We start from the raw sequence: 12,634 nt of genomic DNA, 5'->3' as shown, positions 1-12,634 counted from the left end.
CCGCCCACCGAGGCGGGCGGCGTGATCCGTCGACGGAAGGTGTTCAGCTGTGCCCCGCGAACGACTCAGCACCCTGGCCGTGCTGCCCGACGATGTCACCGATCCGCTGCTGTGGCGGCTCGCCTTCGACGTCGCTTCCGCACACCAGCCCGACGAGCGCGGCGAGTGCCGCAACCTCCAGTGCCACGGGCAGCGCGGCATGTGCGCCGCCGCTCACGCCGCCCGCCGCGCGATGACCGCGGCGCGGGCACCGCGTATGACCGCGCCGCCCCCGCTACCTCCTCGGGGCCGCGCCACAGTTGTCGGCCCATCCAGTTTCGCCGGCTGGTTCACCGCACGCTCACCGGTCGAGGCGACACGCCCGACCAGCCGTCCGGAGGCGCTGCCGTGCTGGTCGGATTCGAGGCGTGCGGTGGCGTGAGCGGCCCCGGCCTCCGTTGACGGACAAACGCCGACCTCGCACATCCGGTGGGGCATCTTTGGCGAGATCCCGTCAGCGTGACCAGGTCATCAGTAGGCTCCGCTTGTGAACGACCTGCGGGTGTCCGACCGTGACCGGGAAGCCGTCATGGCCCGGCTCGGTACCGCTACCGCTGAGGGACGATTGACCCTCGCCGAGTTCGGCGATCGATCAGGGCAGGCCTATGCCGCGAAGACCTACGGCGAGCTGGAGGCTCTGGTCGCGGACCTGCCGCCGCCGCAGCCCGGGCACCGCAGTCCGGTTGTCGACTACACAGGTCCGATCCTGTCGCTCCTGGCGCTGGCCGCAGGCGTGATCTGGATGCCGCTGTTCCCGCACTTCGATTTCGGCGCGCTCCCCGGAGCCGCCGGCGTCGTGTTCGGCCTGTTCGCGATACGCGCAAGCGCTCACCCTCTCTGCCGCGCGGTGGCAGTCCTGGGAGTGGCGGGCGGCGCAGTTGGCATGGCTCTGCAAGTCGCCTGGATCGCCTTCCACGTGCTGATGTACCTGAAGGATTCAATGTTGTAGTACCTCGGCCACCGAGGCGCCGGCATGGCCAGGGGCGAGGACAGCAGGACTAGCCAAGCCAGTTTCCGGCATGACGTGTATCGGTTCATGCGGCTGATCAGGTCCATGCTGCGGTGATGGTGACGATGGCAGCGTCATCGCCGTCCGGGTCGCGGTGCACCGCTGCTCGATGGTCTGCGACGCGCAATGGATCAACGGTCCGCCGGAAGGTGCGACTTCCGCAGGTCGTTCAGCGTGATCGAGCGGCGGCCTGCGGCGATCGCCGCCTCGTACGCGGCGTTCAGCTGCTCCTGGGTCACCGTTGCCACGCGCTTCCCCCGGCAGTTGCACGCGACCGTACGCCGACCCCTTACTGAGGAGACTCCGGCTGGATCCCACTCGGCGACGAGCTTTTCGTACTTCGCGCGGTCGGCGGCAACGCCCTCCTCGAACCACAGCCCGTCGGTGAACGGTTGACCGGCCTCGTGGGCCATGAGGCGCACCTCGATCAGGTCTATCCGTGGCTCGGGCGGCTTCCGGTCCGCCGGGTCCGTGGTGTCGCCGACCACCGCGTCGCGACGCCGACGGGTGATCTTCATGCCCGGCACCCGGTGCGTGAGGCGCCCGCCGGGGTCCCCGTTCTGTGCCTCCAACGCGCCGAGCACCATCACGTGACCGTTGCCATCCCGCGTGAGCTCGGTGATGGGCCGGCCGCAACCGCCGTTGCCCCTGTCGTCGCACCGGACCTTGACGATTCCCGCGCCTGGGTTGCCCGTCACCATGGGGCAGAGGGTACTCTTGCCCGCAGAACTCCAGCCTGCGTCCGTGCAGCATGGACGGGTCTGCGGCCCGCCGCTCCGGGTTTCCGCTCTTTGGGCAGCGCCCAGCAGCGCTCCCAGGGAGCTTCACCATGCCCGGAAGCCGTTCCTCGCGCGACGCAGACCGCGATCCGAACCCGCGCGACGACCAGTCGCTGCGGCCTTCCCACGCCCGACTGATACTGCCCGCCACGGCCGGGACGATCCTAGCCGCATGGTTCACCGCAGCACTGCACAACACGTTGGTGCTCGTCACCGGCGCCATCCTGTTGGCGTCCGTGCTGTACGGGGTGGTGTATCCGGCGGTCTGGTCGAAGTGCCCCCGGCGCCGCCGGGCTGCCCGGCGGGTACTGCGCGCCTTGCTCCGCTGGACGCTCGGCCGGCTTTAGACCGTGAGGGGCGGCGGGCGGCATGGTGCCGGCCACCGCCATGACGCCAGAGGAGCGGCAGCAGCCGGTCACCGCGACGGCGGTCATGATCCACAGGTAGTGGTCAGGTGACCGGTGCCGCAGCGCCGATGCTGCTCGCGGATCGGATCAGTCTGGCGACGCTACGGCAGGCTGATCCGCGGCGAGCCGGTCATGGTGGCGGCACCCGGGCGGCCAGTCGGATGACGTCGACGGCTACAGCCAGCTCAGATATGACGCAAGTCACACAATCGCTGCGCGTGAGGCCTACTCAGTTCGCGGCGTTCCTCGTCTGGATTACGTCTTTTGCCGGGCTGACACTGCCGAGTAGGGCCGTACAGCGCCTCCTGGTAGCTGTCGAAGCGCGTGGACTTCAGGGAGCTGGATCGGCTTCTGGGGATGATCGATGCTGGTAGGAAGCGGCTCGTTCAGCGGTCCGGCTTTCCATACCGTGACCGCATGCCCGAGTTGATTCTGCCGACGATCCGCCTGCACGCCGCGTTCTTGCAGTGCCGCGATGACTGGGGGCCTGGCCTCCACGAGGACGGCTTCGGCCTGGGGTCCGACGCCGACGTGGACTCGCCCGAAGGCTTCGCCGCATGGGTGCGCGAGCGGGTCCGACTGACCCATCCGGTCAGCGACCCGTGCCCGGACGAACAGCACGCCTCACCCCGGTGGATCGTCGAGAACGGCCACGTACTCGGGGCAATCGCCCTCCGGCACCACATCGACGACGAGATCGGCCAGATCGGCTACGGCATCCGGCCGTCCGCCCGCCGCCGAGGACTAGCGAGTTGGGCACTCGGCGAGATGCTCACGGAGGCTCGCGTCGTCCTGGACCTGGAACGCGTCCTCATCTCTTGTCTGGCCGACAACATCGCGTCGGCCCGGACGATCGAACGCAACGGCGGCGTCCTCGAGGGCATCCGCGACACCGAGCACGGTCCAGTGCGGCGCTACTGGATCGTCTTCGACCGGTGATGGGTCACGCGTCGCGCACGGCGACCCCCGCTGGAGCTGGATCTAGGAGCTACTCGTCTTGGGGCAGGGCGACCCGGGAGGTGCGGACCGTGTTGGACGTGAAGCCGTACCGGGACGCACTCGCGCTGCCGGGTTGCGGCCCCTGCTGCTGGTCGCGATCCTGGCCAGGGTGCCGGTGGCGGCCACGGCGGTGGCGATGACGCTGCATGTACTCGATCTGGGCCGCGGTTACTTCGCCGCCGGACTGGTCGGGGCCGCTTTGACGGTCGGTTCGGCGCTCGGCGCACCGCTGCTCGGCCGGCTGGTCGACCGGCGTGGCCTGCGGCCGATGCTGCTGCTGACCACGGCGGTCTCGGCCCTGTTCTGGGCAACGGCGCCGGTCCTGCCGTATCCGTTGCTGCTCGGTGCCGCCTTCCTCGGCGGGCTGCTCACTCTCCCGGTCTTCTCGGTGGTCCGACAGTCGATCGCCGCGCTGGTCCCGCCGGCCCAGCGCCGTCAGGCGTACGCGCTGGATTCGATGTCGGTCGAGGTGAGCTTCATGGTCGGGCCGGCGGGGGCGGTGGCCCTGGCCACCAGTGTCTCGCCCACCCTGACCATGTACGCCGTCGGCGGAGGGATCGTGCTGGCCGGACTCACCCTGCTGGTCCTGAAACCGCCGACCCGGGCGAGTGACGAGGGGACGACGCAAGCGGAGATGCTGCCCCGGCGGAAGTGGATGACCCCACGGCTGATCGGGCTGCTCGCTGGTGGCGCGGCGGGCACGCTGGTGATCGCCGGCATCGATGTGTCCGGGGTGGCGGTGCTGCGTGACGCCGGTCAGGTCGACTGGACCGGTGTGGTGCTGGCGCTCTGGGCGTCGTGCTCGCTGGTTGGTGGTTTCATCTACGGTGCGCTTTCCCGTCCGGTGCCGTCGCTGACCCTTGCCGTGGTGCTCGGTCTGGTCACCATTCCGGTCGGTGTGGGCAGCGGACAGTGGTTGCTGCTGGCCCTGGTGCTGCTGCCGTCCGGGACGCTCACCGCGCCGACCGTAGCCGCCACCGCCGACGCGGTGAGCCGGCTGGTGCCGGCGAGCGTGCGGGGTGAGGCGATGGGCCTGCACGGCTCGGCGATGGTGGTGGGAGTGGCGCTCGGCGCCCCGCTGGCCGGGGCGGTGATCGATGCCACCGCGCCGGCCTGGGGCTTCGCCGCGACGGGCCTGCTCGGCGCGCTGATCGCGCTCGCGGCGCGACATCCCGGAGCCACCGACGGCGCGCCAAAGGACTCGCCGACATCCGACGTCCAGTCGAACCCTCTCCGCGTCCGTTCCCTACAGCGCCACGAGGGCGACAACCACTGCGGCCCAGGTGCCTATGAGCGCCAGCATCGCGAGCCAAAACATCCACCGCCCGGACTTGCGCGACGCGTCCGCCTCCCCTTTGAAGTGCGACATCTGCTGGACCGCGACGTCGCGGTGCTCGGCAGAAACACGCACCATCTCCGACATGCGCTCAGAAACCTCCAGCAATGCCTGAAGGGTCTGCTGCGGCGTCTCGTCGATCTCCCACTCTTCGGCTTCGGGCATCTCCCGCATAGTCGGAACAGGGGGACCCGCCTGCTCCGCTGCGGTGGGAAGTAACTTGACGTTCGGCGCAGTGAACAGATTGCCAAGGTTAGGCTTTAGCGCTGCTGCGAGATTCTCACTGATGCGGCGTAACTGATCCCCGTACACCGAGCTGACGATGCTGCCCAGCCTCTTGTTGATGTGGAGCATGGCAGCCTTCGCCGCCTCATGGTCGGGGTGGTCCGTATCGGCTTCAGCTTCCTCGATCTCATCAAGGGTCATCTGCATGCCGCGGTCGACGAGCGGGTCCCCGGTGGGCACATGCTTGATGTCATCGAGATTGATGACCTCGCGTCGATCCCTGTCGCTGTCTGTCGTCGTAGGTTCTTGCTCGTCGGTCATGCCGAAGATGTTCGCATTTTCGGGTACAGGCCCGACGCAAGGGCATGCCGCGATTCGGGCGACGGCCCACGTCCACCGGCTACTCATCGTGAGCAACGGACGTGCGTCGCCGGAGCGACCGGGCGCCACAAGGTCCCCCAGCACCACTCGCCAGGCCTCTGCACATTTGGCGTACCTGGCTCTGCATCCGAACCCGTACGCCGACAACTGGCCGCGCTCGGCCTGCTGGCGGCGGCGCAAGCGCTGGCGTCGGCCGGCGGGCCAGCCGTTCAAGGGGCATGCCTTCGGCGGGGGCCAGACGACTCCAAGATGGAGTTGCCTAACGGTTCCGGTTCGTGGGTGGCGGGATGGCAGGCAGTGGCGGTTTGCTGCTGCGCGCTCTACGTCAGATCAACAACTGGGATGGGCGGTGGCAGCTCCGGGTATTCGCCCAAGCCGTAGCGGAGGCGGTGGTTCAGGTCATTGATCGCCTGCCGGAAGGCTCGTTCGTCGGCCCCGGGATCGAGAAGGCCCTTCTGAGTAAATCGGTGGCGGAGCCTGTCGGCCAGGTACTGGGTCATGTCGCCATTGCCCATCAACGAGCCTTCGAGCTCGGCCAGGACGCCGATGAGCACGGAGAGATCGCGGCTGAACACCGGGTTCGGTGCCACCTGGTCTGATGCGTCATCCACTGCCCGATGCTGCGCCTTCCCCGGAGGTGACACAAGGACCCCGGCCCGTCGGCGTGCGCCAACGTGCATGTGGCGGTGATCATCGGCAAAGAGCGGTCAACGACGGACCACGACGATCGGGGCAGCAGGGGTGCCATGAGCAAGATCTCCACCCGCGTTTCCGCTGGTGGGTCTCGGTAGCCGGCGAAAGGCTATGGGGCCAGGGGCGGGGCCGAACCGCCGACCTTCCGATTTTCAGTCGGACGTCCCGATCGCCGACAGAAGCAGATCCGTGACCTTCGCGGGTTGCGTGACCATCGCCAGGTGATCGCCGTCCATGCGCCGGACCAGGTAGCCGCCTTCTTCCGCCTGCTCTGCCGTGGACCCGTATGCAGCGCTCAGTTGGATGTAGATCCGCCTGGCGGAGTTCCACGCCGCACCTGGCACGGGCAGCACCTCGGAAGCGAGCTTCCACGGCAGCTCGGGCAAGTCGCGCAGTACATGGCGCCGGTGGTCGGGGTCGGGTAGGAGATCGGCAAGGGAGGTGGTGGGGAACCAGGTATGCCAGGTCGGCAGCCGACCCGAGACCGCCATCTCCCGCAGCCACGTGGCCCGCTCCCGCGGTAGTGACCCAACCCAGCTGGCGCCGGGGTGCGGCAGGCGGGCGTCGAGGAAGACGACGTCTAGCCGGTGGCTGCCGACTGCGTCGGCGGTGCCGGGCAGGTAGGGACCTGCGCGGCTATGACCGACGACGGTAAGTGCGCCGGGGGCGATGCTGGTTGCCGCTTCCGCGCAGACCGCCGCGTGGAAGGACGGTGCCTCGACTAAGGGACGAAGGTTCAGTACCGCCGTGCGCCACCCGGCTGCTTCGAGGTGTGGCCGCAGGGCGTCCCACATCGCCGAGGTGAGGAGCGGACTGTGGACAAGGAGCATCGTCGGTTCGGCGTGCACAGTCCCATTGTTGGCTGTACAGCCAACCGTACAGCCAAGCCAACAGACCTAGCCGGCCATACGTCGACGCGAGCCGAGGGAACGAGCAGGTCAGTCGCAGTATCCGACGCCGGCTGACAGCAGTCTTGATCTTCCAACCCCAACCCCAACCCCAACCCAAAGCCGCCACAGCCGGCTAGACGCTGAGGTGAGGCCCGGCGAGCGCCGCTAACCCCAACAGCCAGGCCCACATTCGGACGCTCGCATCTCAACATGTGGACCGGTCGGGGAAATCTTTTGCCCACGTGGAGTGGACGAGCCGGCACAACGACGGACGCAGGCGGACTCGTTAGCACTTAATCGGACCGTTGGCAAGACTCGGTGGCGATCCGTCGCGAATCGGGGGTTGACTCCGTCAGATTCCCGGGGCGTAATGGAAATACGTTCCCGCAGCGCCGACCGGCGCGGTCGGCCACACATGCAGCGGGCAGGCACCCCACCGGGGGTGCCTGCCGTTGTTCGTGCCGACGCCGCGCAAGGGGCGTGCAGAGATGGGAGGCCCCCGCATGAAGGACCGTTCGTCGGCGAGTTGAGCCGCCGTACCACACCACCTGAGCGCTGCTGTGGCGCTGCCGGTGGTGAGTGTTGATCCTCTGTGGCTCGGCTAGGCCGCCTGCCCTGTGCCCGCCCGTGTTGACCAGAGCCTGCTGTGCGGGTTGTGGCGACGCCTGCTGCCCTGATGCCTGCCCCTGCGCGGGGTCTGGCGTGTTCGTTGACTCGACCATAGTGACGTTTGTCGTCCCCCGCATGCGCGAGGGGTCCGCCCGGCCGGGCGTCACCCGGCAGGGTCGCGCCTGCCCGGGAACTGACCGCAAGCCGGGCAGGCGCGGCCTGGGACGGAACCCTAACCACCTGAACCACACCCTTCAACCACTTCTTCCGGGAGCAGAACGTGACCTCAACCAACAACTGCACGGAGGCGGCTGCCGCCGCGGCCCGCCTCTACACGACAACGCTGAACGCGGCCGTGCACTCGCGGCCTGGAGCCAGGTGGTGGGCCGTTGGCGACACCTGACCGACGGCGTCCCGGCCCACCTGTCCGTCCGGGCGCGGGGCGGGGGCGGTGGGAGGACCGCGTCCAGGTGTCGATCATGTTGTTGATCGGTGGTGCGGCCGGCGCGGCGTCGTTCACGCACGTGCATGACGTCGCCGCTGGGCATGGGCAGCCGGGTTGGCTGGCCTGGGCCGACGCGGTCGTGCTGGAGTTGATGTCGATCGCCGCTGGTCTCGAGTTGCGTCGCAAGCGGCGCGTGGGCACGAGTGTCGTCTTCCCTGCCGCGGTGCTCGTGGTGGCGGTGTCGCTGTCGCTGGCCGCGCAGGTGGTGGAGGCGGAGGCATCGGTGATCGGCTGGATCGCCGCCGCCCTCCCGGCCCTGGGCTTTCTGGCGATGGTGAAGATCGCACTTGGCCGCGCCGACCCTACCCCACCCCGCCCGACCGGCCAGCCAGTGCCGGCTGAGTCCGGACCGCCGCTGACTGTCGAAGCGTCGGTCCCGAACATCCACCCGCCGGTCCCCGTCACCGCCACCGCGGTCCCGGACTCCACGGCGGCGGTCCCCGCCGTCGCGGACCAACCACCGGCGGTCCTGGACCGCCCGGACCACGAGGCGTCGACGAACGAGGGCGGTCCGGAGGTTGCCGCGTTGGTCCCGGCCGCCCGGACCGCCGTCCGCGCCCTCACCGCCGAAGGCACACCGCTGTCCCGCAAGGCCCTCGCACACCAGCTCCGCGCGGACGGGCACCAGCTGTCCAACGCCACCGCCTCCGCGCTCGTGCGCGTCCTGCGCGCCGAGACCACTGCACCCGCACCGGATCTGTCACCGCCGGAGGCCGCGTGACAGAACGTCGACGCCATGCCGCCTGTCAGACCGGCTCACCGCTGTCAGTCCCGTGCCTGTCAGGAGACCCGGCAGTTGACACCACCTGACCAGACCTGTCAGCGCGTGCCCGCCCGCCCAGCGGCCGGCGCCGCACCGCACACCCACTCACCTCTACCTGACCTTGGAGCAGCAATAATGATGCCGCAGTACAACGCTCACCTTCGTCGATTGTCCCGTCACCGGCGAGACTCACATCCACTCCCGCCTGCTTCTCACCGCGGACCCGGTGTGTCCGGCGGTGTAGGGGTCAGCGCGGATCTCCGTTCTACCGTCCGTCTTGATCCTGACCCCCAACCTGACCCCCCACAGCCGCTCACAGCCCAGGTCAACCCCGCTGTCAGCAGTGCGGGACCGCTCCAGACAGACCCTCCAGTCTCGGGTCTCCCCCCAGGGGCTTGTGCCCATGGGTAAACACCTACCGACCGCGGATCCGCTGCTGCGCCTGCAGGCCAGCATCACCGCCCGCGACGACCGGCTCCTCGACTGGCTCTACGACCACGGCGTGCTCACCACAGATCAGATCGCCGCCGCTCTGTTCCCGTCCCTGGACTTCACCCAACGCCGCCTGCGCCGCCTCACCGCCCTGCGAGCGGTGGACCGGTTCCGGCCCAACAAGGCCGACGGCGGCTCCCACCCGTACCACTACGTCCTGGACCAGCTCGGCTACGACCACGTCCACGCCCAACGCGGACTCGGCCGGCCCCGCCGGGACCAGGCCCGCCGCCGCAAACAGTCCCTCACCTCCCGGCCGGACCTGCCGCACCTGCTCGGCGGCAACCAGGTCTTCATCGACCTCGCCGCCCACGCCCGCACCCACCCCGACACCGAGCTGGTCCGCTGGCAGCCCGCGTCGGCCTACCACGAACCCGGCACCCTCTACCGCGAAGGCGGCGACCCGCAGATCATCGTCGCCGGAGCGATCGGGTTTCCCCGACCGGACGGCGCCGGGGTGTGGACCGAGGACGGACGGTCCGTGCCGTTCTTCCTCGAGTACGACACCGGGCTCGAACACCTGCACATCCTCATCGACAAGGTCATCAAGTACGAGCGGCTGTACACGATGAGCACCTGGGCGTGGCCGGTGCTGTTCCACCTCCCCTCCGCCCGCCGGGAGGCGAACCTGCACCACCGGATCGCCGGCATCGGCCTGGAATCGGTCGTCGCCACCACCACCGCCGTCCTGCGCGGCGCACTCGCCGCCAGCCCCGCACATCAGGTCTGGCAACTGGTCGACCGCAGCGGCCGTCACCGCCTCATCGACCTGCCCTACACCGACACCCGCCACGACAACGAGTTCCTTACCCACACCGCCCCCGACCAGGAAGACCGGGCCGCCTGATGCGGCCGGAGCGAAACGGACGGCGCGTCGGGGCGGCCCACGCGCCGCCACGCCGCCGAACCCGCCCCGCCCGCCCCAACCCCGGGGCAGCCGTCACCGCCCGCCCTGCGGCCCTCACCGAGGCGACCAGGCCGGGCTACGCGCCGGGCGGCAGCGGAGCGGCGGTGCCCGGAAGCGGTCACCGTCTGTCGCCGGACGCTGTTCGGTGACGGACGGTGAGACCGCCCTGCCCACTCACACCAGCGGCGCCGCTGTGAGTCGCTGTGAGTGGCGAACGTCTTCACTTCCACGGCCACCGGAGCTACAGTCCGCGGCCCTTCACCGACACCGACTTCGCCGTCGCCCCTGACCGGCGCGGTCCGGCGATCGATTCCAGAGAGTTCCTACCAACGCGAAGGAGACGCCCATGGCCCCACACCACGTCCTCACGCCACGAGCCGTCCTGGGAGGGACATGGCCACCCGCCGTGACCAGACATCACGCGCGAACACACCACACCCGTCGCCGCCGACCCCGCCCACGCGGACAACCGACGGCGAGGCCCCGACCGCACACCCCGACACCGACCCCCCGGTCCTGCCGGGAACGCTGTCGATGGCCCGCTACCTGACCGACCCCGCCACCGAAACCGAGATCCAAGCCCTCGCCGCCGAAGCCGGCCTGCCCACCGTCGACCAAGCCGCCACACTCGCCCGCCTGCTCCGCCTGCACCAAACCGCACCGCCACGCGCCGCGTGACCTGCGCCCGCCCGCATCGGGCGGGCGCAGCCCTCTTCATCCGAATGTCGGCCGAGTGAGGATCCATCGCCTGGGCGACCTACGCCGCGCGGTGACACGACGATGGGGGTCGTGGACACCCCACGCCGAGGCGAGAACGCCTACTACCTGCCGCCGGAACTCCGCGACCAGGAGATCGCACCCGAGCAACAGCCCCGGTCTGGCTACGGCACCGTCTACGTGCACAAAGGCCGGGACCTGCACCGGCGTGTCGTCTGGGCCGCCACCTGGGTCGACGAGATCAACGGCCACTCCGCAGGCATCGACCAGGTCGAGGGCACCCGCGAAACCGTTCTCGCCTGGGCCGCTCCCGGCCCGCCGCCGCGCACCTGATGCCCGCCGCCGGCGGCCCGGGATGGGTGCCGCTGCCCGGTACCGACGACGGCATCGACCTGCCACCCCTCGCCGACTGACGCCGCCGGCTCCTCGCGGTCAGACGCCACGCCGACGCGCAGAGTAACCTTCAGTCGTCACCCAGCACTCGGCCGCGTCTCACAACCCCCTCCCTTTGGCGGCGAAGTGCGGAGCGAGGAATCATGGACCTGACGATCACCACCAGCGGCGAGGGCCCGCTCGTGCGCCTGAGCTTGACCGGCCGCCTCAGCGCAGCCAGCAGCGGGCTCGTGTACGACGCCGTGCTCGCCGCGCTGCGCGTCGACACCGTCAGGGACGTCGACCTCGACCTCACCGGCCTCGACCGCTTCGATGCCGCCGCTACCAGCACGCTGGTGGCCTGCCACCGGGCCGTACACGTCCGCAGCGGCACCCTGCGGCTGACCAACATCCCGCCCGCGGTCCGGCGGCAACTGTTCACCGCCGGCCTGCTTGGCCTACTCGACGGAGACGCGAGGATTGCGAAGGCCCCGGCCCAGCCCGCTTCTTAGGCCAGCGCAGCTTGCCTGCTGAGCCGGGCCGTCGAGGCGAAGCTCCGCAGGGATGCCGCTGGTCCAGCCCCCGGCCGGAGCCCCATGACCAGCTCTGGTATCGGTCGCCATCAGGGCGTCAGAGGCGGAATACCACACGGCGGACGGTCAGGCCGGCCTCGTTGATGAAGGCCGCCGTGCAGCGGGCACCGCAGCTGGCGTAGAAGCCGATGGCGGATTCCCGTGCCTCTGCCCAGAGAAGAGGCTGGCCGGCCGCACGCGCTCGGTCTGCTACGGCTGCCAGTAATCGGCGGCCGTGCCCCTGCCGCTGGTAGCGGCCGTTCACCGCCATGCCGAAGAAGTATCGGGCTGACGTCTCAGGTTCGTCTGGGTAGGGCCACGGGGCGTGGGAGACCACGGCGGCGGTTACATGGCCATCTAGCAGCGCCAAATGGTCCGCATCATCCCCGGGTATCCGTGTCTCGGACGGTACCCGCCAACCCAGTTCCCGGCGCCTCAGTGCGAAGGTCATCTGCGCCTGAACCTCAACAAGGTCCATGCCTAAGGCTATGCGCGCCTAACAGAACTGCGCGACGTTCTGACCTGGTTGGCGCCCGGACGGGCCGGGCGGCACGGTCGGCCCAGAGCGAGGGCTGTCGGTAGTGTGGAGCTGGCGCCCTGCGTCGATCAAACCCGATGACGGCCCACCGTAAACTCGATCATATGAGCGAACTGTTCGACCTGGCGTTCGCACGACTCGACCGCGCCGAGAGCCGGCGCACCGAGTTTTGCGGCGTCTTGGGCGTCCTACCTCGACGGGCACCCGTGGGATGCCGAACTGGTCACGGCTTCGACGACACGTTCGAAACCATCGTCAAGGCGCACGAGCCCGACAGCACTAACCTCGGCCGTTGACTCAGCCGAGCTCCCCCGGCAGGTGCGGTGTTGCGATGCTGTCGCCCGCGCCGAGCGATCTCAGATGGGCGTTGAGCTGGTTGCGGATGAGCGGGCCGGCCGGGT

14 protein-coding genes and 1 pseudogene are annotated in these 12,634 nt (G+C 69.4%); 11 read left to right on the top strand and 4 right to left on the bottom strand.

The features are described 5' to 3' along the window. The first annotated feature begins 49 nt into the window (after positions 1-49). Both FHX31_RS30055 and FHX31_RS30050 read left to right on the top strand, forming a co-directional pair. Positions 50-421: a hypothetical protein gene (locus FHX31_RS30055; RefSeq protein WP_184977595.1), complete on the top strand. Its 372-nt coding sequence runs from the start codon at positions 50-52 to the stop codon at positions 419-421. A 105-nt stretch (positions 422-526) separates the two neighbouring features. Then, positions 527-988 carry a DUF1707 SHOCT-like domain-containing protein gene (locus tag FHX31_RS30050; protein WP_221488170.1) on the top strand — a complete coding sequence of 154 codons (462 nt, stop codon included), beginning with the start codon at positions 527-529 and terminating at the stop codon, positions 986-988. A gap of 191 nt (positions 989-1,179) precedes the next feature. On the opposite strand, the gene FHX31_RS30045 is transcribed toward FHX31_RS30050, so the two are convergent. Further along, the gene (locus FHX31_RS30045; RefSeq protein WP_184977594.1) at positions 1,180-1,749 is read right to left on the bottom strand and encodes a hypothetical protein; all 570 of its coding nucleotides are present in this window, start codon (positions 1,747-1,749) and stop codon (positions 1,180-1,182) included. 128 nt (positions 1,750-1,877) lie between these two features. Here FHX31_RS30045 and FHX31_RS30040 point away from each other — a divergent pair, with 128 nt between their 5' ends. The 3 genes and pseudogenes from FHX31_RS30040 to FHX31_RS30030 form a co-directional block, all read left to right on the top strand. After that, a complete protein-coding gene (locus FHX31_RS30040) occupies positions 1,878-2,174 on the top strand; it encodes a hypothetical protein (RefSeq protein WP_184977593.1) in 297 nt (98 codons plus the stop codon). A 384-nt stretch (positions 2,175-2,558) separates the two neighbouring features. Next, positions 2,559-3,173 (top strand): GNAT family N-acetyltransferase, encoded by a 615-nt coding sequence (locus tag FHX31_RS30035; RefSeq protein ID WP_486481715.1) that lies wholly within the window; start codon positions 2,559-2,561, stop codon positions 3,171-3,173. Between the two features lie 92 nt (positions 3,174-3,265). Next, a pseudogene (locus FHX31_RS30030) lies at positions 3,266-4,392 on the top strand (MFS transporter); the annotation flags it as partial. A 1,103-nt stretch (positions 4,393-5,495) separates the two neighbouring features. Here FHX31_RS30030 and FHX31_RS30025 read toward each other — a convergent pair. Continuing rightward, positions 5,496-5,786, bottom strand: coding sequence for a hypothetical protein (locus tag FHX31_RS30025; protein ID WP_184977592.1), 291 nt, complete (start codon positions 5,784-5,786; stop codon positions 5,496-5,498). Between the two features lie 234 nt (positions 5,787-6,020). Then, positions 6,021-6,716, bottom strand: a complete 696-nt coding sequence (locus tag FHX31_RS30020) for a hypothetical protein (RefSeq protein WP_184977591.1) — start codon at positions 6,714-6,716, stop codon at positions 6,021-6,023. Positions 6,717-7,837: 1,121 nt separating this feature from the next. Between FHX31_RS30020 and FHX31_RS30015 the strand changes: the two genes are divergently transcribed. From FHX31_RS30015 to FHX31_RS29995, 5 genes are all read left to right on the top strand, one after another. Continuing rightward, positions 7,838-8,593 (top strand): DUF2637 domain-containing protein, encoded by a 756-nt coding sequence (locus tag FHX31_RS30015; protein WP_486481714.1) that lies wholly within the window; start codon positions 7,838-7,840, stop codon positions 8,591-8,593. 445 nt (positions 8,594-9,038) lie between these two features. Beyond that, on the top strand, positions 9,039-9,974 hold the full coding sequence (locus tag FHX31_RS30010) for a replication-relaxation family protein (RefSeq protein ID WP_184977589.1): 936 nt from the start codon (positions 9,039-9,041) through the stop codon (positions 9,972-9,974). A 594-nt stretch (positions 9,975-10,568) separates the two neighbouring features. Then, on the top strand, positions 10,569-10,712 hold the full coding sequence (locus tag FHX31_RS32915; protein ID WP_486481713.1) for a hypothetical protein: 144 nt from the start codon (positions 10,569-10,571) through the stop codon (positions 10,710-10,712). Between the two features lie 111 nt (positions 10,713-10,823). Continuing rightward, entirely contained in the window at positions 10,824-11,084 is a 261-nt protein-coding gene (locus tag FHX31_RS30000) for a hypothetical protein (RefSeq protein ID WP_184977587.1), read from the top strand. Between the two features lie 203 nt (positions 11,085-11,287). Then, positions 11,288-11,635 carry an STAS domain-containing protein gene (locus FHX31_RS29995; protein ID WP_184977586.1) on the top strand — a complete coding sequence of 116 codons (348 nt, stop codon included), beginning with the start codon at positions 11,288-11,290 and terminating at the stop codon, positions 11,633-11,635. Positions 11,636-11,753: 118 nt separating this feature from the next. Here FHX31_RS29995 and FHX31_RS29990 read toward each other — a convergent pair whose 3' ends face one another. Continuing rightward, complete coding sequence (locus FHX31_RS29990) at positions 11,754-12,146, bottom strand: GNAT family N-acetyltransferase (RefSeq protein ID WP_486481726.1); 393 nt, start codon at positions 12,144-12,146, stop codon at positions 11,754-11,756. Positions 12,147-12,337: 191 nt separating this feature from the next. Between FHX31_RS29990 and FHX31_RS29985 the strand changes: the two genes are divergently transcribed. Next, complete coding sequence (locus FHX31_RS29985) at positions 12,338-12,529, top strand: hypothetical protein (protein WP_184977584.1); 192 nt, start codon at positions 12,338-12,340, stop codon at positions 12,527-12,529. Positions 12,530-12,634 lie beyond the last annotated feature (105 nt).

This window comes from Micromonospora sp. CNZ286 (assembly GCF_014207755.1).
The sequence above is the reverse complement of the archived record's forward strand: the minus strand, read 5'-3'. Positions and strand labels throughout refer to the sequence as shown.

Coding starts and splice junctions, on each gene's coding strand:
- FHX31_RS30045 (WP_184977594.1), bottom strand. CDS start 1,749: ATGGTGACGGGCAACCCAGGCGCGGGAATCGTCAAGGTCCGGTGCGAC.
- FHX31_RS30040 (WP_184977593.1), top strand. CDS start 1,878: ATGCCCGGAAGCCGTTCCTCGCGCGACGCAGACCGCGATCCGAACCCG.
- FHX31_RS30010 (WP_184977589.1), top strand. CDS start 9,039: ATGGGTAAACACCTACCGACCGCGGATCCGCTGCTGCGCCTGCAGGCC.
- FHX31_RS32915 (WP_486481713.1), top strand. CDS start 10,569: ATGGCCCGCTACCTGACCGACCCCGCCACCGAAACCGAGATCCAAGCC.
- FHX31_RS29995 (WP_184977586.1), top strand. CDS start 11,288: ATGGACCTGACGATCACCACCAGCGGCGAGGGCCCGCTCGTGCGCCTG.
- FHX31_RS29990 (WP_486481726.1), bottom strand. CDS start 12,146: ATGACCTTCGCACTGAGGCGCCGGGAACTGGGTTGGCGGGTACCGTCC.
- FHX31_RS29985 (WP_184977584.1), top strand. CDS start 12,338: ATGAGCGAACTGTTCGACCTGGCGTTCGCACGACTCGACCGCGCCGAG.